The following is a 19,903-nucleotide window of genomic DNA, read 5'->3' as shown; positions in this document are numbered from 1 at the left end:
GCCTGCGTTGGGTCGAGTGAACAGCCGCGCGGTGCCTCAGAAGCGCGCCACCGGCCCCACGACCACGGTCTGCAAGGGCTTGGTGCACTCGGAGAAGACGCTCTTGGTGAACTTCACGTCACACCATTGCATGGCCGCCGCCAGGGAGAGGCCCCAGTGGTCTCCCACCCAGCCATCCACGCCCAGGCGGAAGGCCATGCTGGTGACCTCGAACTTCTCGCGGCGCAAGCGCCCCAGGTCGTCCGGGGTGAGCGGCTTCGCCCAGCTGCGGGCCAGGCGCACGCCCAGCCACGGGTTGATGGGCTTGTCGCGGAAGAAGCGCAGGCGCGCCTCCAGACCCAATGCCTTGTAATCGAGCTGCACGCGCCCGCGCTGGGAGGGGTCCTCCGCCAGGCTGAATTCCTTTCCCCACGTCTCCGCGCCCTCGAGGATGACCCCGAGGGACAGTCCGGGGGGCGCCTCCACGCCCAGATACCCTTGCAGCGCGGGACCCTTGGCCCGCCACTCACTCAGGGCGTCCAGCGTGACGCCCGCGCCGAGGGATGCATAGCCATGCCAGCCCTCCGCGACCGCCTCCGTTCCCAGCCCCAGCGCGACCAGCACCACGACTCGCCTCGACCACTCGTTCATGGCGCCAGTCTAGACGACTGGTGCGACGCGGGTGGGACCCTCAGTAACGGGTGCGGCAGCGGCTCAGACAGACCAGCCGCGTGAGCAGGCAGTGGCGAATGCATTCCTCCTGATCGCCCACGCCCCCATCGTCGGGGCCGGAGTCGTCGAGGCACGATTCCGAGCAGGCACGATAGGCCTCCAGACAGTCCTGCTGACAGGGCCCGGGTGCGAGCGCGCCGTCGGTCTCGGCGGGTGGCGCGGAGCGAGAGTCCTGCCAGCCGGAGTCCGTGCAGTTCGTGGTGCAGTGTCCCTCGCAGGCCAGCTTCGCATCGGACCGCGCGCGCAGCTCCGCCTCACAGGCCAGCGACGTGTAGTCGAACGCGGCGCCATCCGCCTGGCAGCTCCAGTGGCCTCGGATGCACTGGCTCGCGGTGACAGGGATTGGGGCTCCCTTCTCGGCCTCTTTGCTCTCGGGGGCCTGACCGCATGCCCCGACATACGTCACGACGACGGTGGCGAACAGCAGCGCCATTCCAATCCGTTTCACTGGGCCTCCTTTGGGCCCGGCTCACATACCCGAGCCGGCGCGGGTTCCCATCTGTCCCGCCGACAGGGCTCAGTAGCGGCCACGCGACACTGCGAGGCCGCTCGCGCGCAAGACGCCCAGGGGCGCACAGTCGGACTGTCACCCGTCCATCCTCGGCCGGGCTCATGGTGCGAGGGCCGGGGCTCCGCTTCGGGCGCGGGTGTGGCATGAAGGAGCGGTGAGCACTTCCTCCGAGTCGTTCGCCGCCTTCACCCTGGACGCGCTGCTGGCGCAACAGCAACAGGGCGAGAAGCCCTTTCTGGAGTTCTTGCGCAGGGCCTCGATGAGCGGAGGTCTGTACGTGCTCGAAGCGGGCGCGGAGGACCGTCAGCGTCCGCACGCGGAGGACGAGGTGTATTACGCCGTCTCGGGGCGCGCGCGGCTCACCGTGGGCGACGCGGTCCAGGACATCGCGCCCGGCCACTTCGTCTTCGTGGCCAGGCACGTGCCGCATCGCTTCCACGACATCACGGAGCGGCTGGTGCTCCTGGTCCTCTTCGCCCCGCCGAAGAGCGGCGGCTAGGCTGGCGCGCATGTCGGTCACTTTCGAAGCCGCGGTCGCTTCCCTTCGCGAGGCCCTCGTCGATGCGGGGCAGGGGCTCGTCGAGCGCGAGGCCATGGTGGAGCTCGTCGCGCTGTCCGCCGTGGCGGAGGAGCACCTGCTCGTCATCGGTCCTCCAGGCACCGCCAAGAGCGAGGCCGTGCGCCGCACGGCGCGGGGACTGGGGGGCTCCTACTTCGAATACCTCCTGGGGCGCTTCACCGAGCCCTCCGAGCTGTTCGGCCCGGTGGACCTGCGCAAGCTGCGTGAGGGCACCGTGGAGACGGAGACCACGGGCATGTTGCCCGAGGCGGAGGTGGCCTTCCTCGACGAGGTCTTCCTCGGCTCCACCGCCATCCTCAACACGCTGCTCGGGCTGCTCAACGAGCGCACGTTCCGGCGGGGCCACACGCGGATGCGCTGTCCCTTGAGGGTGTGCGTGGGCGCGGCCAACGCGTTGCCCGAGGAGCCAGCGCTGGCGGCCTTCGCGGACCGCTTCCTCGCGCGCATCTTCATCGAGCCCGTGCCCGACGCGCGGCTGGAGGATTTGCTGTCGGGGGGAGCGCGGCTGTGGTCCGCCTCGGAGCCGCGCGTGGCCTCGCTGGCGTCGCTGGATGTGCTCACCCAGGCCGCGCGCGCGGTGGAGCTGGGGCGCGTGAGGCCCCACCTGGCACACGCGCTGCGCACGCTGCGTGGCGCGGGCATCGCGCTGACGGACCGGCGCGTGGTGAAGACGCAGCGGTTGATCGCCGCCGCCGCCGTGCTGGCCGGACGTCGCGAGCCCACCGCGGCGGACCTGTGGCCGCTCGTCTACGCGGTGCCGACGCAAGACGCGCAGGCGCTCGCGCGTGAGGTGCTGCGCGAGCAGCTCGCGGCCTCGGAGAGCGCGACGCTGGCCGCGGCGGCCTTGGAGGCCAGCGCGGGCCCCCTGGCCCGAGCCCAGCGCATCGCCGAGGCGGGGCGTGCCTTGCTGGCCGCGCGCCCGCTCGACTCCGAGGTCGAGGCGCTCGCGTCCTGGCGACTCAAGCTCGAGGGCGTGGCGCGCGAGATGGACGCGGGCTTCGCGCCGGAGGCCCGTCCTGACTCGCTGCGAGTCCTGCGCGAGTCGTTGATGGCCGCGCTCCAGGCCGCACCAGCCCAAGGCAACGTCGACTCCGAGGTCCGCGTCGCGTGAGCGCGCCACCGAGGCTCGACACCGCGTGCCCTCTGGCGGGCCCCACATGACGTCGCGAGCCGTGGGGCCAGTGGGCTCGGTCGCGCCCCGCTGGTTTCCCCGTCCGATTCCACTCACGCCCCTCGCGGTGGTGGGCGTGGGCCCCGTCGCGCTCGCGCTGAAGCGTCGCGGGCTGGAGGCCGCGGATGCCCAGCTCGCGCGATGGCGCGGTGTGGCGGGCGCAGGCGTGCTCGTGTTGCTCGGAGACGCCGAGACGCTGCCGTGGGTGGATGGCGCGCTCTATCTGGGGCGCGACCCCCTGGCGCCTTCACTGGTGCTGCCATGTGCCTTGCGCCCCGAGGTGCCGCTCCCCTTGTGGGAGCGCGCGCTGGTGGCGCAGGTGCCACGGGGGAGCACGCCGCTCGCGGTGATTCCGGATGCGCGGTGGCTGGTGCCCCTGGGCCCCGCGCGGCCCGTGCACCGCGCCACGCTCCAGGCCTGGGGGGACCGGTGAGCGCGTTGCCTCCCGCGCTGCGCCCGTGGGCGCGCCAGCTCGCGCTGCTGCCCGATGACGCCAGCGCGCCGCTGGGGCGGTGGCTGATGCGGTTGTCCGCCGCGATAGGCCCGGTGGGAGCGACGGGTGAGGTCGTGCCGGGCGGCGAGCCCGAGGGCTATGACGGCCTGACGCGCCGTGGGCCGCTCGAGCGTGTGTTGACCACCGAGTGGCTCTGGGCCCTGGAGGCGCCCGATGAGCTGGTGCGCCGCGCGGCCATGGGCGAGCTGGCGTTCCTCCAGCGGTCCTTCCGACAACCCAGGCGCACGCGCCGCTCGGTGGTCTTGTTGGACGCGGGCCCCGAGCAACTGGGCCTCCCGCGTCTCGCCCAACTCGCGGTGCTCCTCACGTTGGCCCGTCGCGCCGAGGCGGCGGGGGTGACCTTTGCGTGGGCCGTGCTACAGCACACCCCGCGAGCCGCGCCGTTCGAGGCGGTGACCGAGGAGTCGTTGCGAGCCTGGTGCGACGCCCGCACCCTCGACGCGCCGAGGTCCTCGCGGCTCGCGGAATGGCGCGAGGCCCTGGCGCTCGGGTCCGATGAGCTGTGGCTCGTGGGCTCGTCGCGGCTGGGGCAGTTGCCCGAGGCGCGAGGCGCGTTCCGGGTGGAGATCGGCGAGCCGATGTCGCTGGGCGCGCGAGTGCTGCATGTCGACGTGAGGCCTCCGACGCGCTCGGCACAGCGGCTCGTGTTGGAGCTGCCCGCCCCGGAGCTGTGCGTGCGGTTGCTGCGCTCGCCGGTGCAAGGGCGTGCGCCCAAGCCCGTGACGACGGGCACGCGGCTGCGCGGGTTTGCCTACTCAGGGGATGGTCACCGGATGGTGTTGTTCCGGGACGACGGCTCGGTCCTGGCCCAGATCATCCCCAACTCTCCGAACGCGACCACGCCCAAGCCTCGTCGCCTGGCGCCCTTGCCGGGAGAGACCCTGCTGGCGGCGGGTTGGCGTGGCCGTGGGGGGCTCCTCTTGCTGACGCGAACCGCGAAGGGTGAGCTGAACCTGCGTGGTCAGCTTCACAGTCCGTGTCGCGAGTTGGAGCGGGTCATCCTCAAGCCGAGTCAGGCGGATGACCTGTTGCCATGCGCGCCAGGGTCCAATCAGCTCCCGGGGCGGGTGTTGCCCTTCAGGGACACGGAGGGCCAGGAGCACGTGGTCGTGGTGGACGCGAAAGGCAGAGCGTTCAGGACGAAGAGCTTCCCTGGAGAGGCTGCCTTGACCTTGGAGCCCGTGGGGATGGGGGCGGTGGTCGCGAGCGCGTGTGCCGCGCGGGAACAGGCGATGCTCCTGACCTGCCAGGAGGAGGGCTGGCGTCCGAACACGACCTGGACCCTGGCCCTGCTGAAGTGGGGCCGTGACGGGCTTCGCGCGCCGCCCTTGAACGTCGAGGGAGGGCCGGCCTTCTTCGGATGGAGTCCCGCGCTTCACAAGGCGGCGGGACCGCTCATCGCGGTCCAGGCGCTGCGAGACACCTGGCGCGTGGGCTTCGGTCAGAAGCTTCAGCCCATCTCGGTGCCGAAAGAGTCGCGTGTGGTGGGCGTCTATGTCGACGCGACCGATGACGCGCCCCGGCTGATCACCCTGGATGCCGCCCGGCGAAGCTTCTCGCTCGTGGGCGCCGAGGGGCGCTTGGAGCGCTGCGCGGACGCGGCGGGTCGCGTGGTGCAGGCGGAGGTGAGCCACGGCATGCCGGTGTTGAGCTGGCGGACGGAGGACGGCGAGCTGGTGATGTGGGACTTGAACACGCGACAGGTCCTGCTGCGGCTGACCCAGGAGCTTGCGTGAGGGGCTCGGCGCAGACGGGGCTTCGCCCTCGGGCGCACCTGCATCGCGGCACCGTGAGCGCGCGGGCGCTCTGGTTCGATCCGCGGCTCCTGGGCGAGGCCGAAGCCCGCCGCCGGGTGCTGGCTGTCTGGGAGCCCGGCGCGGTCGTGCTCCAGGTCGCGGAGGGATATCTGCTTCAGTGGGAGACCTCGCGCACCATGGACTGTGCGCAGGCGCTGGGGCTGCCGCTGACGTGGGAGGAGGGCGTGCTCCTGTCCCTGCCGCTGCTTCCCCAGGAGCGCGCGAGCCTGCGCGTTTCCTCGGAGGCCGTGGTGCTCGCGAGCGCCGGCGTCGCGAACGTGCATGCCCTGTCAGAGGCGCGGCTCGTGCAGCCCGCCGAGTGGCTCGACGTCGCCGGGTGGCAGCAGATGGCGGTGGAGGGCTTGGGCGCGCCACCTCCCCAAGTGCCTCATCTGGAGCTGCGTCCCGCGCCCACCCGTGAGTCCTTCGGCCCGGGGCTGCCTGGGCTCGCGAAGGAAGCGGAGCAACTGCTGGCGGGGACGCGAGGGACACCGACCGCTCACGCGGGGACGTTGGCTCGGACGAACGGGGCCGGAGCGGGCTCGGTCGCGCGTCGCGCCTTCTGGGGCGCGATGGCCGGGCTGCTCCGCGGGCTGACGCGCGGGACGCGGTGGGTCCGCGCGAAGCGGGCCCTGGCGCAAGGTCCACGTGGCGCCCAGGCGGGCCGTCAGGCGCTGCGGGCGGGCGACCGGAAAGGCGCGCCTCAGCGCGGCGCCGCCACGGGGCCGAAGCGCTCTGTCACCGAGGTGGAGCCGACGCCGCCGGGCGACGTCACCGCCGTGCCGCGCATCCGCTGGTTCGAGCGGATTTCGGACTGGTTGATGCGCCATACCCCGCTCGGGCCGCTGCTGGGCGAGCGCAAGGCCGCGTATGTGCGCAACCTCCTTGGGCTGTTCGAGTCCGGGCAGCTCGATGAAGCCTTGCGCTACGCCATCCCCTTGGGTGGGGAGTCGAAGCAGCCCGTGCCGCTCTCGCTGGGGACGCCCGCGCCGCGGGCCGACCTGCGCATCCAGCCGAAGCCCGATACGGGCAGCGGGCAGGACTTCGGCGGTGGTCCCGAGCTCCACGCGCTGCTCAAGCAGCGCTATCGAGAAGCCTTCACGCGACTGGAACGCGAGGGCCGCATCGAGGAAGCAGCGTTCGTCCTGACCGAACTGCTGAGCGCGCATGAAGAAGCCGTGTCCTTCCTGGAGCGGCACGGCCGATTCAAGCTCGCGGCGGAGGTGGCCGAGGGGCACCAACTGGCTCCAGGGCTCGTGGTGCGTCAGTGGTTCCTGGCGAAGGACCTGACGCGCGCGGTGGCCGTGGCGCGACGCTCCGGGGCGTTTGGGGACGCGGTGATGCGATTGGGCCGCACCCACCCCGCAGAGTCCGAGTCGCTGCGACTGCTCTGGGCGGATTCGCTCGCCGAGTCTGGAGATTGGGAGCAGGCCATTCGCGTCGCTCGGTTCCTGCCTGATGCACGCGCCTTGGTTGCGCGATGGCTGGAGCTGGGCTCGGACCTGGGAGGCCCGCCCGGAGCGCGGCTGCTGGCCCTGCGCGCGGTCTTCTCCCTGGAGGACTTCGAGCGGACGCGAGAGCGGGTGCGCGCGCTGTTGGAGGACGAGGACCCCGACCGGGCTTGGGAGCGGCTCGCCTTCGCCTCCGCGCTGGAGGATGCGGGGCCGGCCTCGGAGATGCGTGACGCGTTGCTCGGGCCCACCGTGCGCGCGCTGCTGCGTGAGCGCGCCCCCGGCCCGAGCGGGGCCGCGGTCGCCGTCGTGAACAGCCTGCTCGAGGAGCGCGCGCTGGTGGCGATGCGCACCGACCTGCCGCGGCTGCGCGAGGGCTCGACTTCGTCCTCTCCTTGGTTCGACGCCGCGACGGTGGCGTCGCGAACGCTGCGGGTGACGGAGCGGGAGCGTGGGTTGTATCCCGTTCATGACGTGGCGGTGCTGCCTGGCAATCGCCTCCTCCTCGCGCTGGGCGAGGCCGGCGTGCGCCTGGTGGACCGCACGGGCCAGCGGCTCGCGCACTTCGACGTGCCGGCCTCCCGTCTCGTGGTCGCGTTGCAGGGACACCGAGCGTTGGCGTTGGCTCGGCGCGGGGACTTGATGCGCGTGTCTCGCGTGGACCTGTCCCGCCGTCAGGCGAGCACGTGGTGCGACACGCAACTCCACGCCTGGTCCTCGCTCTATGACGGCGACCGGTGGTTCGTCGCCGTGGCGGACACCGTGCTGATGCTGGACGCGCTGGCGGACGCGCCGCGCGCCCTCTGGCGGGTCACGGACGTGGGCGGTCGCGTGCTGGGGCTGGAGGCGGATGCCGAGCGCATGTCGTTCATCGCCTCGGGGGAGCGTCCGTCGAGATGGAGCTACGCCCTCGCGGCGGGGCCCACGCTGCGCGCGCGCACGGAGATGGCCCTCCAGGAGCCACCCCTCGTCGTCTCCCTCACCCCGGATGGAGAGGGCAGCATCCACTGCGTGGGCTCGTCGACGCCGGCCTGGGTGGCCCCGGCGCAGGGGCGTTCATTGCGGAGCCCTTCGCAGTTCTCGCCGAAGCTCTCGGCCTTGTGGCTGGGAACGAACTGGCGGGCGGAGCAGCTCGACCTCTCCGCGCAGGAGACCCAGGTGCGCCTCACCAACCTGCGCGGACGCGTGTGCGCGTGGCTGTCCTTCGAGGGCGCCGAGCGGGTCCGGGTGCGCCTGAGCGCGGACGCGCTCGTCTGCTTCGACGAACTGGGGCGGGTGGTCTGGCTGAATCTCCAGACCGGCGCGTTGTCGCGCGTTCCCGTTCGCTGAAGCGGGGGGCTCTCCAGACGGGCACGCCTCCGCGCGTGCCCGTCCGGAGTGTCTCGTGAAGCGAGGGGTTAGATGGGAGTGCCCGTGGCCTGGAACACGACCTCCGCCGCGCGCACCGTGCCCAGCGCGGTGTAGCTGGAGGCGTCCATCACCAGCATCCACTCCCCGAGCAGGCTTCGGTCATAGAACGAGTTGTTGTCCGGCGTGGAGCCGCTGGGCGCCACGCTGCACGTGTCGGAGAAGGCCGCGTTCTGGAAGGGCGTCGCGCAGCTTGGATCCGCCACGTTGCACACCGGCGGCGTGGAGACGCACGCGGTGAACGGAATGTAGTGCAGGACCGAGCGTGGGTTGCCATTGGGGAAGCGGTCCACGTCCACCAGCTCGAACTCCGCCACGTACGTGCCCATCTGGAACGCATCCACGGTGTCGCGCACCAGGAAGGCATCCACGGAGACCGGCGCGCCCGTGTCCGTCACCAGGTTGACGCGCACGTTGCGCACGCGGTGCCCGTTGCGCGCCGCGAGCGCGGGCGTGGCGGCCAGGTCCGAGGTCGTCACCTGGAAGCGCGCGCCCACCAGGGTGGGATGCGCGGTGGTGAGCGAGCCCAGGTCCTTCATGCGCGTCGTCTCATCCACCGTGAGCGCGTGGAAGGACGTCGCGGGCACGCGGCGGTAGTACAGCGTCTGGCTCTGCACGGTGTGCGTGGGCAGGTCGTCCAGGGCCACCAGCTTCGTCTGCATGTCCGGATAGGTCAGCAGGTTGAAGTCATACGTCGTGAGGAAGCCCGTCGGGATGGCGCTGTCGCCCGTGGCAGGGTCGAAGGGCAGGTACTGGTACTCGGCCACGCGGATGAGCTCCCAGTAACGGTAGATGAGCTCGTCCAGCGTGCGCGTCGCGGTGGAGTACACCTGCTGACCCACCAGGAGTTGGTCAAACCCGCGCAGCTCGGTGCCGGTGCCGAAGTCCACGATGCTCTGGAGCGCGTCGCGCGCCGCCACCGCGTTGCGCTGACGCAGCAGCACCGTGTCCCGCTCCATCATCGCCAGCTTGTACTCGGCCTGGGCCTTGGTGACCTGGGCCTGGAGGTCCAGCAGGTCCAGGGTCATCTCCACCTGCGACTGGCTGAGGATCTCCTTCTTCACCTCGTCCGAGATGACGCTCCGAGGCGCCGTCTTCTGGTTGCCGCTGATGATGTCCCACAGCTGCGTGCCGCCCGTCTTCAGCTTGTCCTTGAAGGGCTTGCTCTTGGCCGCGTCGGCGGCGGCGCCGGAGAGCGCGTCCCAGAGGCCGGACAGGAGCGAGTTGTCGTCATGGCTCGCGGGGCCCGAACCGGGCACGGGCGTGCTGCTCGACTCGGACTTGAAGCTGTTCTTCACCTCGTTCCACAGGGCATCCGCGGCCTTGCCCGCCACGGCCGCGAGGAACTGGCCGCCGTAGGCGGAGGCCACCGAGCCCACCAGGTCCAGCAGGAAGTCGCCGAAGCCCTTCGTCTGCGCCGCGTACTTCTCCTTGATGCGCGCATCCGTCGTCTGGATGTCCGTCGTCAGCAAGTCAATGGCCGCCTTGCGGTTGGCGATGGCCGTCTGGAGCGCGTTGGCGGATTCGGACGCCACGGTGACGCGCTGGTCCGCGGTGGCGAGGTCCGCGGCCAGGGCGATGACCTCGTTGTTCAGCTCGCCCTGGTGCTGCGTCATCCACGCCGTCAGCTGCAAGCTGTTGGACAGGGTCAACCACTTGGACACGGAGCTGTCGAGCACGCTGTACAGCGTGTTGAACTGCGTGCGGCGCTGCTCGTAGCGCACGTGGGGGTTGAGCGGCATGTCCTTGGCCAACCCGAAGAAGTTGCGCTGCGATTGGATGTAGCTGAGCTTCGTCACGTCGTGCCGGAGGATGGGGCACAGCGCGCCGTGCAGGTACACGTCCGGGAAGGGCTTGCCGGTGGGCGCCACGTCGCAGTCCAGCTTGGCCTGGGACAGGATGCCGCTCATCTCCATGACCGCCTGGGTGTACTGGAACGAGGCCGACGGCAGCTCGCCGCGCTTGAAGAGCGCGTTGCCGTGCGCGGCGCTCACCCGCCACGTCTGCGGCGCGAGGAGCGCGCGCAGCATGTCCACGTCCCGGCGCGCCACGCGCAGGGTCTTCTGCGCGCCCGGCGTGCCAGTGGCGCCCGCCGTGCCGTTGTTGGCCGAGGGGCCGACGTAGCAAGTGCGGGTCTCGTTGTGCGGCTGACAGAGGTAGTCGTCATAGAACTCGCACGAGCCCGTGGGGGCCTCCTGCACGATGACGGGCACCGTGATGCTCGCGCGGTTGCCGCGCTTGCCGTAGCGGCCGACGGCGGGCGCGGGGTTGATGAACTCCGCGGCCAGGTCCGTGAAGTGGCCGTTGTATGGCGAGCTCAGCGACACGTCATGGCCTGTCTGCACCGTCGAGCGGCAGAGCAGGTCCCCGTAGAAGGGGTTGTAGGCGCAGTTGTCGTCCGCGCAGTCCACCTTCCCGTCGCCGTCGTTGTCCACGCCGTCGCTGCACGCCGCGAAGGTGTTCTCCTGGATGCCGCAGGCGCTGACGGCGACCAGCGGATTGTTGAGGCACTGGTAGTCCGCGCAATCGACGTAGTGGTCCCCGTCGTTGTCCAGGCCGTCCGTGCACGTGGCGGTCGTGCTCTCCTGGAGGAAGGGGTAGTACTGGGCATCGCACACCTTCACGTAGGGGTTGTTCGCGCAGCCCGGGTCGGCGCAGTCCACCTTCCCGTCGCCGTCGTTGTCGATGCCGTCCGTGCAGTTCTGGAGCGTGCGCTCGCTGCCGCACGAGGTGACGCGCGGATTCACCTGGCACTCGCGGTCCGCGCAATCGATGTCGCCGTCCAGGTCGTTGTCCAGGCCATCCTGGCAGGCGGCCTCGGTGGACTCCTCCATGCCGCTGGTGAACGCGATGGCCGGTCCGAGGTTGCACGTGGCGGTGCCGGAGCATCCCGGGTCCTCGCAGTCCGGCAGGCCGTCGTTGTCGTTGTCGAGCCCGTCGGCGCACTTGTCCTCGCCGCCCTCACCCGAGCCGCCGCAGTTGGTCGCGGAAGCCTTGCAGCCGTTGTCCTGGCAGTCCGTGTAGCCGTCGCCGTCATCGTCGATGCCGTTGGAGCAGGCCTGCTCGGAGAACTCGCCGTTGGCGACGTGGCTCGACTGGCAGATGGAGCGCACGCTGCACTGCGGATCCGCGCAGTCCACCTTCCCGTCGCCGTCGTTGTCCACGCCGTCACTGCACGCCTCGGCGGAGACCTCCTTCTGGAGTTGCGACCAGGAGGACTCCGGGCACACCGTGACGTGGGGGTTCTTGCTGCAGGCGTAGTCGTCGCAGTCCGTGTAGCCGTTGTGGTCGTTGTCGATGCCGTCCGAGCACTGGGCGTTGTCCGCCTCGGTCAGCATGTCGCAGAGCGCGATGGAGGGGTTCCACCGGCACTTCAAGCTCTGGCAGTGGAGGTTGGAGTCGGTGAAGCACTGCTCGGGCGTGACGTACGCGGACTTCTGGGGTTCGCGCACCAGGCCACGCCCGACGATGCCGGTGTACCGGACGATGATGTCGCCCGAGCGCCCGGCCGCGCCGCCATTGCCACCGCTCTGGGGCAGCTTGACCATCGAGCCCAGCTTGCACGTGACCGTGGGGGTGGGGCCGGGGCTGCCGGTGAGGGTCGTCGTGATGCCGGAGGCCTGACCATCCTTGCCATCCTTGCCGTCCTCGCCCTTCTCACCCGTGGCGTTGACGCGCACGCCGCGGAGCACGTTGGCGTAGAGGACGAACTGGCCCGCGTTGCGGCCATTGCGGCCCGAGGGGGCGACGGTGCCGTCCGGTGGGTCCGGGAGCGCGTCGCGGACACCCGGGGAGGTGCGCAGCGGAAAGTCATGCGAGTCGAACTCGCCCGTCGCGATGATGAGGCTCGTCCCGCCCGTCTCCACCGCACCCGCCAGCTCCACGCGGGGCGCGACGATGACGATGGCGGCGTAGTCCTGCAGCTCGGTGGTGGGCTCGTAGAGCTTGGCGCAGGCGTGTGAGGTGCTGCACGCGCCGCCGCCCAGCGTGTCCCAGGTGATGACGGGGGACTGCGTGGCGAACACGCCGTCCGCGTTGGGCAGCAGGGCCTGATTGCCCTTGAGGAAGACCGGGTAGTCCCGGGCATAGGCAGACACCAGGCGCACCTTGTCCGCGGGCTGGTGCTTGGTGCTGAGGACGCCGCGCAGGTCATCGAAGCGCGGCGAGGGCAGCACGCGCAGCAGGTCCTGCACCGTCATGTCCAGCGTCGAGGGCGCCAGGGGCAGGCCGCGCAGCTCGTCGAAGCTCATGGGTGACGAGAAGGCCAAGGGCTGCGCCGTGGCCATCACCGTGTCGTCGGGAGTCTCTTCGGGGGCGGGCGCGCCCATGTCGCCACAGGCCACGGCAGCCAGTGCGCACACCAGTGCACACAGCCTCCCCAGCCCGGGCCGGGGATTCCAGTTCAAACGCATGCTCGGTCCACTCCTTGGTTCCGGGGGGAACGGTGAGCAGGCGTTTTCTTCCCTCTTTTTCTTCGCTGGAGACGGGGGCGAGCGCCTCAGGCGCCGCGCAGATGTGAGGGGATGATGACCAGGCTGGCGGTGAGCGCGCGCGCGGCGTCATCCACTTCCAGCACCACGCGGACCCCCTCCACGGTCACCAACAGGGAGGGCTGAGCGCTGGGGAGGGCCATGAGCCAGTGGGACGTCCGGGGCGCCTCGGTGGCGGCCAGCTCGGCGGCGCGCAAGAGGTGCAGGCGCACCGCGTGCCGCACGGGCGCGGGCAGGGCGTGCAGCGCGTAGAGACTCTCATCTGGCAGGCGCAGCGCGTAGGGGGCGGGCGTCTCGGGGCGCTCGCGAAGGCGCAGGTCTCTCAGGTGCGGGTAGAGCGTGCCCGCCAGCGCCTCGGGTCGCTCGGGACGGCGCAGGATGCCCACCACGCCGCCCAGCGCCATGTCGGGCGGGCCCTCGGTGGAGGACATCAACATGAGCGGCAGGTGGCGCAGCGCCGCGTCCGTGCGCAGCCGGCCATACAAGGCCCAGCCCTCCACGCGTGGAGGCACCATGTCCATCAGGATGAGGTCCGGATGATGGTGGCGCGGATTGCGTCCCAACCAGTCGAGCGCCTCGGCACCGTCGGTCGCCAGGGACACCGAGAAGCCCGCGGCACGGGCCACGTGTCCCACACCCTCTCGCCACTCGCGGTCATCCTCGACGAGGAGCAGATGCTGCTGGCCAGACATGTCTGTGTGGAGCAGAGCAGCTTCCCCCCGGGGCGGCCAAGGGTTTGTCACGGACAACCCCACCCCCAGCGTTGGCTGCTGGACACTGCTGGCTTTCTTGGACTCGGCGGGGATGGGAAGCCGACGCGTTCCCTGCACGACGGGACCGTCTTGTTCAGTCACCCCGAGGTGCGCAGCTTGTGACGGACCATGGCCCTCCGTCTCCAACTCGATGCTCGGGTGCTCCGGGTGCTGTCTGGCTTCAGCGCGTCCATGCGGGAGCAACTCCAAGCGGAGCTGGGGGCGCTCCCCGTGACGCTGCCCGTGGGCGAGACGCTGGAGCCGGGCTGGACGGGCATGGCCGTCCTGGCCTCGGGCTTCCGGGTGCGCTACCGGCTGGAGCAGCGCGAGGGATTGCTGCGATTGACCGAGCTGCTCATGCCCGAGTCCTCGGGCTCATTCCCTCCCTCGTCGTTGTCCTGAGTATCAGAACGACGCCTCCATCGCGCGCAGCGGCCGGAAGGGAGACAGCGCGCGCACCAGCTCCTCCAGGTCCAGCGGCTTGGGGATGGAGGCGAGGATGCCGTCGGGGGCGGGGCGGGTGGCGCCCGCGCCGGAGACGACGATGACGGGCAGGCGGCGCAGGGACGGCTCCTGGAGGATGCGCTCCATCAGCTCCCAACCGCTCATCACCGGCATCATCAAGTCGAGCAGCATGACGTCCGGGTAAGGCGGGCGCCTCAATCGCTCCCATGCGTGGAGTCCATTGAAGGCGACCTCCACGTTGAAGCCCTCGAGCGTGAGGAACTCCTCCAGCATCTCTCTGCTGTCGGCATGGTCTTCGACGAGAAGGATGAGGTTGCGCGTGGGCATATGGGCAGCGCGAAGACTCACCCTGCGCGAAGGGGTGGGGAAGTCCGTGGCTCGTCCGAACGTCGGCCCGTTGACGACTGGACGCCCCGCATGTGCACCGGTTGCCATGCGCGGTGCGTCAAACCGTGTTCTCGGCTTCCCTGGTTGCAGAGCTGAAGCCTTCTTGAACACCCTCCCCGGAACGCGGGGAGCCCTGGGGCGGGCTATACCAGGGGCATGGTGTCCATGGCTCCCGCTCCGCGTCCTCCCGCCACCGCGCCGTGGCTGGAGGAGCTCGATATCCTCATCCGGGCCCGCTATCCGTTGCTCTACCTGGTGTCGTGGGAGGAGCACCGGGTGGAGGCGGTGCTGGCGGACCTGGCGCGCTCGCATGGCAAGGCCGTCTTCCATTGGTCCGTCACGCGAGGGCTGCGCAACATGGGCGGCGCGCGAAGCCCCGCGCAGCCCGAGGCGACCCGAGACCCGCATGAGGCGCTGGCGGCCATCGAGAAGCTGAACGAGCCCGCGCTGGTGGTGCTCAAGGACTTCCATGCCTACCTCGAGGACCGAAGCGTGGTGCGCGCGCTGCGCGAACTGGCGCACTTCCTCAAGAGCACCTTCACGACGGTCATCCTGCTGTCGCCGACGCTGAACATCCCGGTCGAGCTGGAGAAGGAAGTCTCGGTCGTCGACGTGCCGCTGCCGGACTACCACGACCTCTTGCGGCTCTTGAAAGAGATTGTCGCGTTGGTGCGCAAGGGCAACAAGGCGACGGTGGAGCTGTCGCGCGAGACGGCGGATCAGCTCATCAAGGCGGCATTGGGATTGACGTTGTCGGAGGCGGAGAACGCCTTCGCGAAGGCCATCGTCGCGGATGGGAAGCTGGGGCCCGAGGACATCAAGCGCATCCAGGACGAGAAACGGCAGGTGATTCGCAAGAGCGGGTTGCTTGAGTATTACCCGCCGGAGGAGAGCCTGGGGAGCGTGGGGGGCTTGCGGAACCTGAAGGCGTGGTTGAGCCAGCGCACGGCTGCCTTTGGAGAGCGCGCGAGGCAGTTCGGGTTGCCCGAGCCTCGGGGGTTGTTGCTGTTGGGCGTGCAGGGGTGTGGAAAGAGCCTCACGGCGAAGGCGGTGTCGGCGCACTGGAACCTGCCGCTCTTGCGGTTGGACATGGGGAGAATCTTCAGTGGGCTGATTGGCTCGTCGGAGGAGAATCTGCGCAAGGCCATCCGCGTGGCGGAGAGCGTGGCGCCGGTGGTGCTGTGGGTGGATGAGATTGAGAAGGGATTGTCGGGCGTGGCGTCGTCGAGCACGGCGGACAGCGGGGTGTCCGCGCGAGTGTTTGGGACGCTGCTCACGTGGCTCCAGGAGAAGACCGCGCCGGTGTTCGTGGTGGCTACGGCGAACCGCATCGATGGCTTGCCGCCCGAGGTGCTGCGCAAGGGTCGCTTCGACGAGATCTTCTTCATCGACCTGCCTGAGCAGGCGGAGCGGCGAGACATCTTCCGCATCCACCTGGAGCGCCGGAAGCGGCACCCCGCGAACTTTGGATTGGACGCGCTGGCGGAGCTGACCGAGGGCTTCAGCGGCGCGGAGATAGAGCAGGCGGTGATTGCCGGATTGTACGAAGCCTTCGCGGAGGGAACGGAGCTGGAGCAGCGGCACCTGGCGCGAGCCATCCAGGAGACGTTCCCGCTGTCGGTGACGATGAAGTCGGAGATCGACCGCTTGAGGGACTGGGCGCGAGGGAGGACCCGGCCCGCGTCGGACGGAGTCATGGGTGAGGGCGGCTCATGAAGTCGAGGCTCTCACGCTTCCTGAACCTGGAGCGCGAGCGTCCCGAGCGAGGGGCGCCACAGGCGTCGTCGTTGGAGAGCAGTGGCCGGTTCGAGGCGCTGTCGGAGCGAGAGGCGGTAGCAGGAGAGACGGGGGTGCCGGAGGCTCACCTGGAGCGCTTCAAGGGGCAGGAGCCGCTGGCGCTGACGGACGAGGAGCCGGCGCTGGACTTTCCAAGGTGCGTGCGTTGCGAGTCCGAGAACGGGCGCTTCGCCGCCACGTGCGGCGTGTGCGGCGCGGACCTGGGTTCACCGGAGCAGCAGGCGGCGAACACGGAGCGGTGGAAGGCGCAGCGAGAGGCGAGGGAGGCGGAGCGAGCGTCGGCGCAAGCGGGAGGACTGGCGCGAGCGGACGCCGAGCGGCGCGAGGAGGCTGAGCGCTACGGTCGGATGTTGGACGAGCTGCGCGCGGAGGAGCGAGCGAGTTCCCGGTGGAGTCGGATGGGTGAGCACACCACGGTGGGGACCGCGCTGTTGTCATTGATACCGGACCCACGCGTGAGGTGGGGCACGGTCGTGGTGGTAGGGCTCGGGGCGCTGTGGATGGCGGGCCACGGCCCCATGTCCGTGAGGTCCATCGGAAGGGCACTGTCCTTCCTCCTGTTGCTCCTCTTCCTGCCGAGGCGAAGCATCGGCGGCTGGAGACGCTGAGCTGGTCGCCTGAGAAAGAGACCTGAGAGGTTCGAGGTCGCTTAGTGCTCGCCTGGCCTCGGTGCCTGCTCTGTCCTTCAGGATTTGCAGTTGCCGTGCCGTAGGGGCTCTCTACCGCAACCAGGACGCCTCATCGCTAGAGAAGCCCTTCAAAGGAAACTCAAGGAATCCTTTGCGCAGCGGATAGCCAGCGAGGAAATCGCAGTTCGCTCGCGGTTGCTGGACAGCCGAGAATGCCGCCACTAGCGTCTGCCGTTTTCGAGTCAGAACCGGTGAGGGGGAGTCCCGGAGGTCATACGGTGATGCGACGATTGGGTTTCAGGTCATTTTCAATGTCCGGGCAGTATTGTCTTTCACCCTGGGGTTATCGGCGGATGTGATGGCGTCCTGCATGGATGGGCAGACTGCCTCATGCGGAACCGGCCAATGCACGGGAACGAAGAACTGCATCAGCGGCGAGTGGAGTGGTTGCTCATACTCACCGACCTCCACGGTGTCATGCAGTGTCTGTGGAAAAGTGGCTACTTGGCTTGCGATATGGAAGGGAACGTCGTCGCAGGTATCAGTTCCGCGCATCGTGGGTAATGTCATGCATGTTGCGAGTAGCGATTTGCCGCGTCTTCAGATTGCAACGATTCTGAATGTGACAGTTGAGTGGGCATCGGGTGAGACGCTGGTTCGAGTGTTGCTGAGCGAGCGCCCTTCGCGTAGTGTCGAAATTCAGATCAGAGGACGACGCTCCTGCTCTGCCCCCGTGAGCAGCCCTGGGGGCCAAGCGTGTCAATCAATGAAGTTCGTCTCTCTTCTCTAGAGAATGGGCGGAAGCGACTTGAGATCGAAGTGCAGAGCGGAGATGTGATTGAGTTCGAAGGTTTCGCTGTTGGGCTCAAGACTTGCGACTCTCCGTAATTAGTGGGTTTTGACTTGGGCGACACACTGCTGCGCATTGGGACTGAGCTTCTCACCCATTCGACCGGCGACGAGATCCGCATCTACACGAAGCGGTTCGAAGTTTCGGACTTGAACACCACTTGCTGACGCTCAAGCACCTGGACGCGAAATGAACCCAGAGGAAATGCTCACAGTCCGCGAAGCGCATGCCTCGATGCGCCGTTCCCTGGAGCGTCTCTACGAATTCACGGGGCCCGACGCGCTTGGCGGACTGCTTGGCTCGATGGCGCTCCTGTCTAACGGATCGCCGGCGGATCCGGCTCTATGGTCTGACTGGGTTAAATCCATTGAAGAGGTCAGGTCCGGGAATTACAGCATCGATCTCGTACTGCACCCGGTCGACAGAGGCTGAACCTTTTGAGGAATGTCTGCGGCCTCAACGGTCGCGGAGCCCGACTCTTCGGCGGTCAGCGGCCTCGCCGCGAAGCTTCGCGACACCATGACTGTGCAACCCATGAAATTCTGCTTTGTCGCCGACCCAGGTCAATTCCGTCCGGAGGGGAGCCACATCGGTCGAGTGCCGCTGGGTATTGTTGGCAAGGAGCAGTTGATGCGTGCCCTCGCGGAAGCGCTCCGGATGCCGGACTGGTTTGGCATGAACTGGGATGCGCTCTCGGACTGTCTGCGAGATCTATCGTGGCTCCCTCCAGGTCGAATCGTCTTGGTCCATGAGGCCCTACCCGTGCTCACGTCGGAGGAACTCTCATCTTACGTAGACCTGCTCGCGTTCGCGGCAGGAGATTGGAAGCCGCTTGGGTCCTATGAACTGGCTATCGTGCTCCCAGAGTGGAGTCGACATCGCGTGCTCGAACTCCTCCATTCGTGAGTGCGCGGGCGAGTCGTTGAGCTGACGGTGAAGTCCAAGAGGGGAATCATGGCGACGGCATCATCCCAGATTGAGAGGACGCTCGGACTCATGCTCGCCGGGCAACTCGACTTGCTCCAGGGCTGTCGGACTCTGGTGGCACACGCTAGAGAACTTGAGCGGATTGCCCCGGCGGAGTTCCTGGTGATTGTCGCGATTGAATCGGAGACGGACGATATCCCTCTGGGAGAAGTGCGAACTCAATGGAACAAGGAGGCGCTCAAAGAAGTGGATCGCTTGAAAGAAGCCTATCTTGGGCGAGTCGAGGCGCAGCTTCGCGTTGCGTGTGAGTCCATGCTGACTCGATTGACGAAGCGCTAATGACGCGCCGCTGCGAGCAGGGCCTTGCTCTCGTTTCCATTCTCTGTATCAAGATCGACTTGTGAATCGCATCGTGACCCAGAAGACTGCTGACGATATTCGTGGGCTGGAGTACGACTGGCTCGCCGTGGACGCCGATGGCCACGTTGGCTTCTTCAGCACCGCTGGGGGTGGCTATGCCCCCGATGGCTTCTTGGCGGATGCGGAGAGTTTCGGCGCCACGATTGAGGCGCTGGAGGCTTCGCCGGCAACCACAACAGCCCGCTTCGCCCCCTCGCTGACGTCCGAGTACACGAACTCGTGGCGGCTCATGGCGGAGCGGGGCCTGTTCGCATTCGACTCCGATTTCTTCGGAGGCCCCTATCGATTGGTCGCGGCGCCAGAGGTTCCCGTGCGTGTCACGGACCTGCCCGCACGGGTGGTGGAGGTCCTGACGCGCGTTGTGTTGCGTGACCTGCGGTTCCGCGAGCAGGCAGTGCTCAGCGCCGAGACGTTGGCCGAGGCCAGTCGGACGTGACGCACGGGAGCTCACCCTCGTGCGAAGACTGGACTGGTGATCCGCTCAACGCTCTGCCGTAGTCTGAGGACTTCCATGGATCTGGTGAAGCTCAACATTTCGTATGGCTTCATTCGGGAGAGGACGCGACTGACTTGGCGCGAGGTCCTCTTCGGCATGGACAACGAGCTCATTGCTTTCGAGCTGCCTGTCGACATGGCGGTGGAGCAACTGGGGAGCGAGGAGAATCCTGCACGGGCTCTCGTCGATTTGGCGGGCTTGGAGAAGAGGGAGTCGCCTTGTTGTCATGTGGAGGCACTCGCCAACGGTGAGTCGAGCCAGTCGCTCGATGAGCTCCAGGGCAAGTGGCTCTACTTGGCCTTGGCCTGGGTGCTCTTCGCCAAGGCGCGATTCTCCGATCCCCTTCAGAAGGTCGAGGAGATCTATGCCGACTTCGGGTATCCAGGGGGAATTGCCCCGTTCGTCCGATACATGCCTTCTGAGGTCAAGTCCCGAATCGTGTGTAGTCGGTTCGGAGGGGGTACGGGGGAGGAAAGCTCCTTGGCGGCATCATTCAGCGGTGCCTGGGTTTGAAGTCAGCAAGGCCATGTCGAGGTAGCGACGGTCATC

At 68.4% G+C, this 19,903-nt stretch carries 17 protein-coding genes; 12 read left to right on the top strand and 5 right to left on the bottom strand.

The genetic code is table 11. The features are described from left to right. Positions 1-36 precede the first annotated feature (36 nt). Both KRR26_RS31465 and KRR26_RS31460 read right to left on the bottom strand, forming a co-directional pair. The gene (locus KRR26_RS31465) at positions 37-630 is read right to left on the bottom strand and encodes a hypothetical protein (RefSeq protein ID WP_120206218.1); all 594 of its coding nucleotides are present in this window, start codon (positions 628-630) and stop codon (positions 37-39) included. Between the two features lie 40 nt (positions 631-670). After that, the gene (locus tag KRR26_RS31460) at positions 671-1,159 is read right to left on the bottom strand and encodes a hypothetical protein (RefSeq protein WP_147422959.1); all 489 of its coding nucleotides are present in this window, start codon (positions 1,157-1,159) and stop codon (positions 671-673) included. A 217-nt stretch (positions 1,160-1,376) separates the two neighbouring features. Between KRR26_RS31460 and KRR26_RS31455 the strand changes: the two genes are divergently transcribed. Genes KRR26_RS31455 through KRR26_RS31435 form a run of 5 tightly spaced genes read left to right on the top strand, consistent with a single transcriptional unit; the run spans position 1,377 to position 8,063 of the window. Beyond that, positions 1,377-1,721, top strand: a complete 345-nt coding sequence (locus KRR26_RS31455) for a cupin domain-containing protein (RefSeq protein WP_199723780.1) — start codon at positions 1,377-1,379, stop codon at positions 1,719-1,721. 10 nt (positions 1,722-1,731) lie between these two features. Next, positions 1,732-2,913, top strand: a complete 1,182-nt coding sequence (locus KRR26_RS31450) for an AAA family ATPase (protein ID WP_217081610.1) — start codon at positions 1,732-1,734, stop codon at positions 2,911-2,913. 46 nt (positions 2,914-2,959) lie between these two features. Then, positions 2,960-3,406 carry a bpX5 domain-containing protein gene (locus KRR26_RS31445; protein WP_120206215.1) on the top strand — a complete coding sequence of 149 codons (447 nt, stop codon included), beginning with the start codon at positions 2,960-2,962 and terminating at the stop codon, positions 3,404-3,406. Continuing rightward, entirely contained in the window at positions 3,403-5,223 is a 1,821-nt protein-coding gene (locus KRR26_RS31440) for a hypothetical protein (protein ID WP_217081609.1), read from the top strand. Before KRR26_RS31445 ends, KRR26_RS31440 begins: the two co-directional genes overlap by 4 nt. Beyond that, entirely contained in the window at positions 5,220-8,063 is a 2,844-nt protein-coding gene (locus KRR26_RS31435; RefSeq protein ID WP_217081608.1) for a bpX6 domain-containing protein, read from the top strand. Before KRR26_RS31440 ends, KRR26_RS31435 begins: the two co-directional genes overlap by 4 nt. A gap of 68 nt (positions 8,064-8,131) precedes the next feature. On the opposite strand, the gene KRR26_RS31430 is transcribed toward KRR26_RS31435, so the two are convergent. Together KRR26_RS31430 and KRR26_RS31425 are read right to left on the bottom strand one after the other, a co-directional pair. Further along, on the bottom strand, positions 8,132-12,553 hold the full coding sequence (locus tag KRR26_RS31430) for a hypothetical protein (RefSeq protein ID WP_217081607.1): 4,422 nt from the start codon (positions 12,551-12,553) through the stop codon (positions 8,132-8,134). 86 nt (positions 12,554-12,639) lie between these two features. Further along, the gene (locus KRR26_RS31425; protein WP_120206211.1) at positions 12,640-13,323 is read right to left on the bottom strand and encodes a response regulator; all 684 of its coding nucleotides are present in this window, start codon (positions 13,321-13,323) and stop codon (positions 12,640-12,642) included. Between the two features lie 189 nt (positions 13,324-13,512). Between KRR26_RS31425 and KRR26_RS31420 the strand changes: the two genes are divergently transcribed. Continuing rightward, positions 13,513-13,785: a hypothetical protein gene (locus KRR26_RS31420; protein WP_120206210.1), complete on the top strand. Its 273-nt coding sequence runs from the start codon at positions 13,513-13,515 to the stop codon at positions 13,783-13,785. A gap of 3 nt (positions 13,786-13,788) precedes the next feature. On the opposite strand, the gene KRR26_RS31415 is transcribed toward KRR26_RS31420, so the two are convergent. Continuing rightward, on the bottom strand, positions 13,789-14,175 hold the full coding sequence (locus tag KRR26_RS31415; RefSeq protein WP_217081606.1) for a response regulator: 387 nt from the start codon (positions 14,173-14,175) through the stop codon (positions 13,789-13,791). Positions 14,176-14,400: 225 nt separating this feature from the next. Between KRR26_RS31415 and KRR26_RS31410 the strand changes: the two genes are divergently transcribed. The 6 genes from KRR26_RS31410 (at position 14,401) to KRR26_RS31385 (ending at position 19,867) form a co-directional block, all read left to right on the top strand. Then, positions 14,401-15,951 (top strand): AAA family ATPase, encoded by a 1,551-nt coding sequence (locus tag KRR26_RS31410; RefSeq protein WP_233576903.1) that lies wholly within the window; start codon positions 14,401-14,403, stop codon positions 15,949-15,951. Next, positions 15,948-16,640 (top strand): hypothetical protein, encoded by a 693-nt coding sequence (locus KRR26_RS31405; protein WP_217081605.1) that lies wholly within the window; start codon positions 15,948-15,950, stop codon positions 16,638-16,640. The genes KRR26_RS31410 and KRR26_RS31405 overlap by 4 nt, the downstream gene beginning before the upstream one ends. A 1,315-nt stretch (positions 16,641-17,955) precedes the next feature. Further along, positions 17,956-18,417, top strand: a complete 462-nt coding sequence (locus tag KRR26_RS37875; protein ID WP_199723779.1) for a barstar family protein — start codon at positions 17,956-17,958, stop codon at positions 18,415-18,417. Positions 18,418-18,465: 48 nt separating this feature from the next. Then, positions 18,466-18,777, top strand: coding sequence for a hypothetical protein (locus KRR26_RS31395; protein WP_147422957.1), 312 nt, complete (start codon positions 18,466-18,468; stop codon positions 18,775-18,777). 73 nt (positions 18,778-18,850) lie between these two features. After that, positions 18,851-19,294, top strand: coding sequence for a hypothetical protein (locus KRR26_RS31390; protein WP_217081604.1), 444 nt, complete (start codon positions 18,851-18,853; stop codon positions 19,292-19,294). Between the two features lie 75 nt (positions 19,295-19,369). Continuing rightward, positions 19,370-19,867 (top strand): DUF2247 family protein, encoded by a 498-nt coding sequence (locus KRR26_RS31385; protein WP_217081603.1) that lies wholly within the window; start codon positions 19,370-19,372, stop codon positions 19,865-19,867. Positions 19,868-19,903 lie beyond the last annotated feature (36 nt).

Source organism: Citreicoccus inhibens (assembly GCF_019039035.1).
Lineage (GTDB): Bacteria > Myxococcota > Myxococcia > Myxococcales > Myxococcaceae > Citreicoccus > Citreicoccus inhibens.
This window is presented reverse-complemented; position numbering and strand designations above follow the sequence as displayed.

Bases quoted from the DNA above. Each gene is read 5' to 3' on its own strand.
- KRR26_RS31430 (WP_217081607.1), bottom strand. From the start codon at position 12,553: ATGCGTTTGAACTGGAATCCCCGGCCCGGGCTGGGGAGGCTGTGTGCA.
- KRR26_RS31415 (WP_217081606.1), bottom strand. From the start codon at position 14,175: ATGCCCACGCGCAACCTCATCCTTCTCGTCGAAGACCATGCCGACAGC.
- KRR26_RS37875 (WP_199723779.1), top strand. From the start codon at position 17,956: ATGTCTGCGGCCTCAACGGTCGCGGAGCCCGACTCTTCGGCGGTCAGC.
- KRR26_RS31450 (WP_217081610.1), top strand. From the start codon at position 1,732: ATGTCGGTCACTTTCGAAGCCGCGGTCGCTTCCCTTCGCGAGGCCCTC.
- KRR26_RS31420 (WP_120206210.1), top strand. From the start codon at position 13,513: ATGGCCCTCCGTCTCCAACTCGATGCTCGGGTGCTCCGGGTGCTGTCT.
- KRR26_RS31445 (WP_120206215.1), top strand. From the start codon at position 2,960: ATGACGTCGCGAGCCGTGGGGCCAGTGGGCTCGGTCGCGCCCCGCTGG.
- KRR26_RS31410 (WP_233576903.1), top strand. From the start codon at position 14,401: ATGGCTCCCGCTCCGCGTCCTCCCGCCACCGCGCCGTGGCTGGAGGAG.
- KRR26_RS31405 (WP_217081605.1), top strand. From the start codon at position 15,948: ATGAAGTCGAGGCTCTCACGCTTCCTGAACCTGGAGCGCGAGCGTCCC.
- KRR26_RS31465 (WP_120206218.1), bottom strand. From the start codon at position 630: ATGAACGAGTGGTCGAGGCGAGTCGTGGTGCTGGTCGCGCTGGGGCTG.
- KRR26_RS31385 (WP_217081603.1), top strand. From the start codon at position 19,370: ATGGATCTGGTGAAGCTCAACATTTCGTATGGCTTCATTCGGGAGAGG.
- KRR26_RS31395 (WP_147422957.1), top strand. From the start codon at position 18,466: ATGGCGACGGCATCATCCCAGATTGAGAGGACGCTCGGACTCATGCTC.
- KRR26_RS31425 (WP_120206211.1), bottom strand. From the start codon at position 13,323: ATGTCTGGCCAGCAGCATCTGCTCCTCGTCGAGGATGACCGCGAGTGG.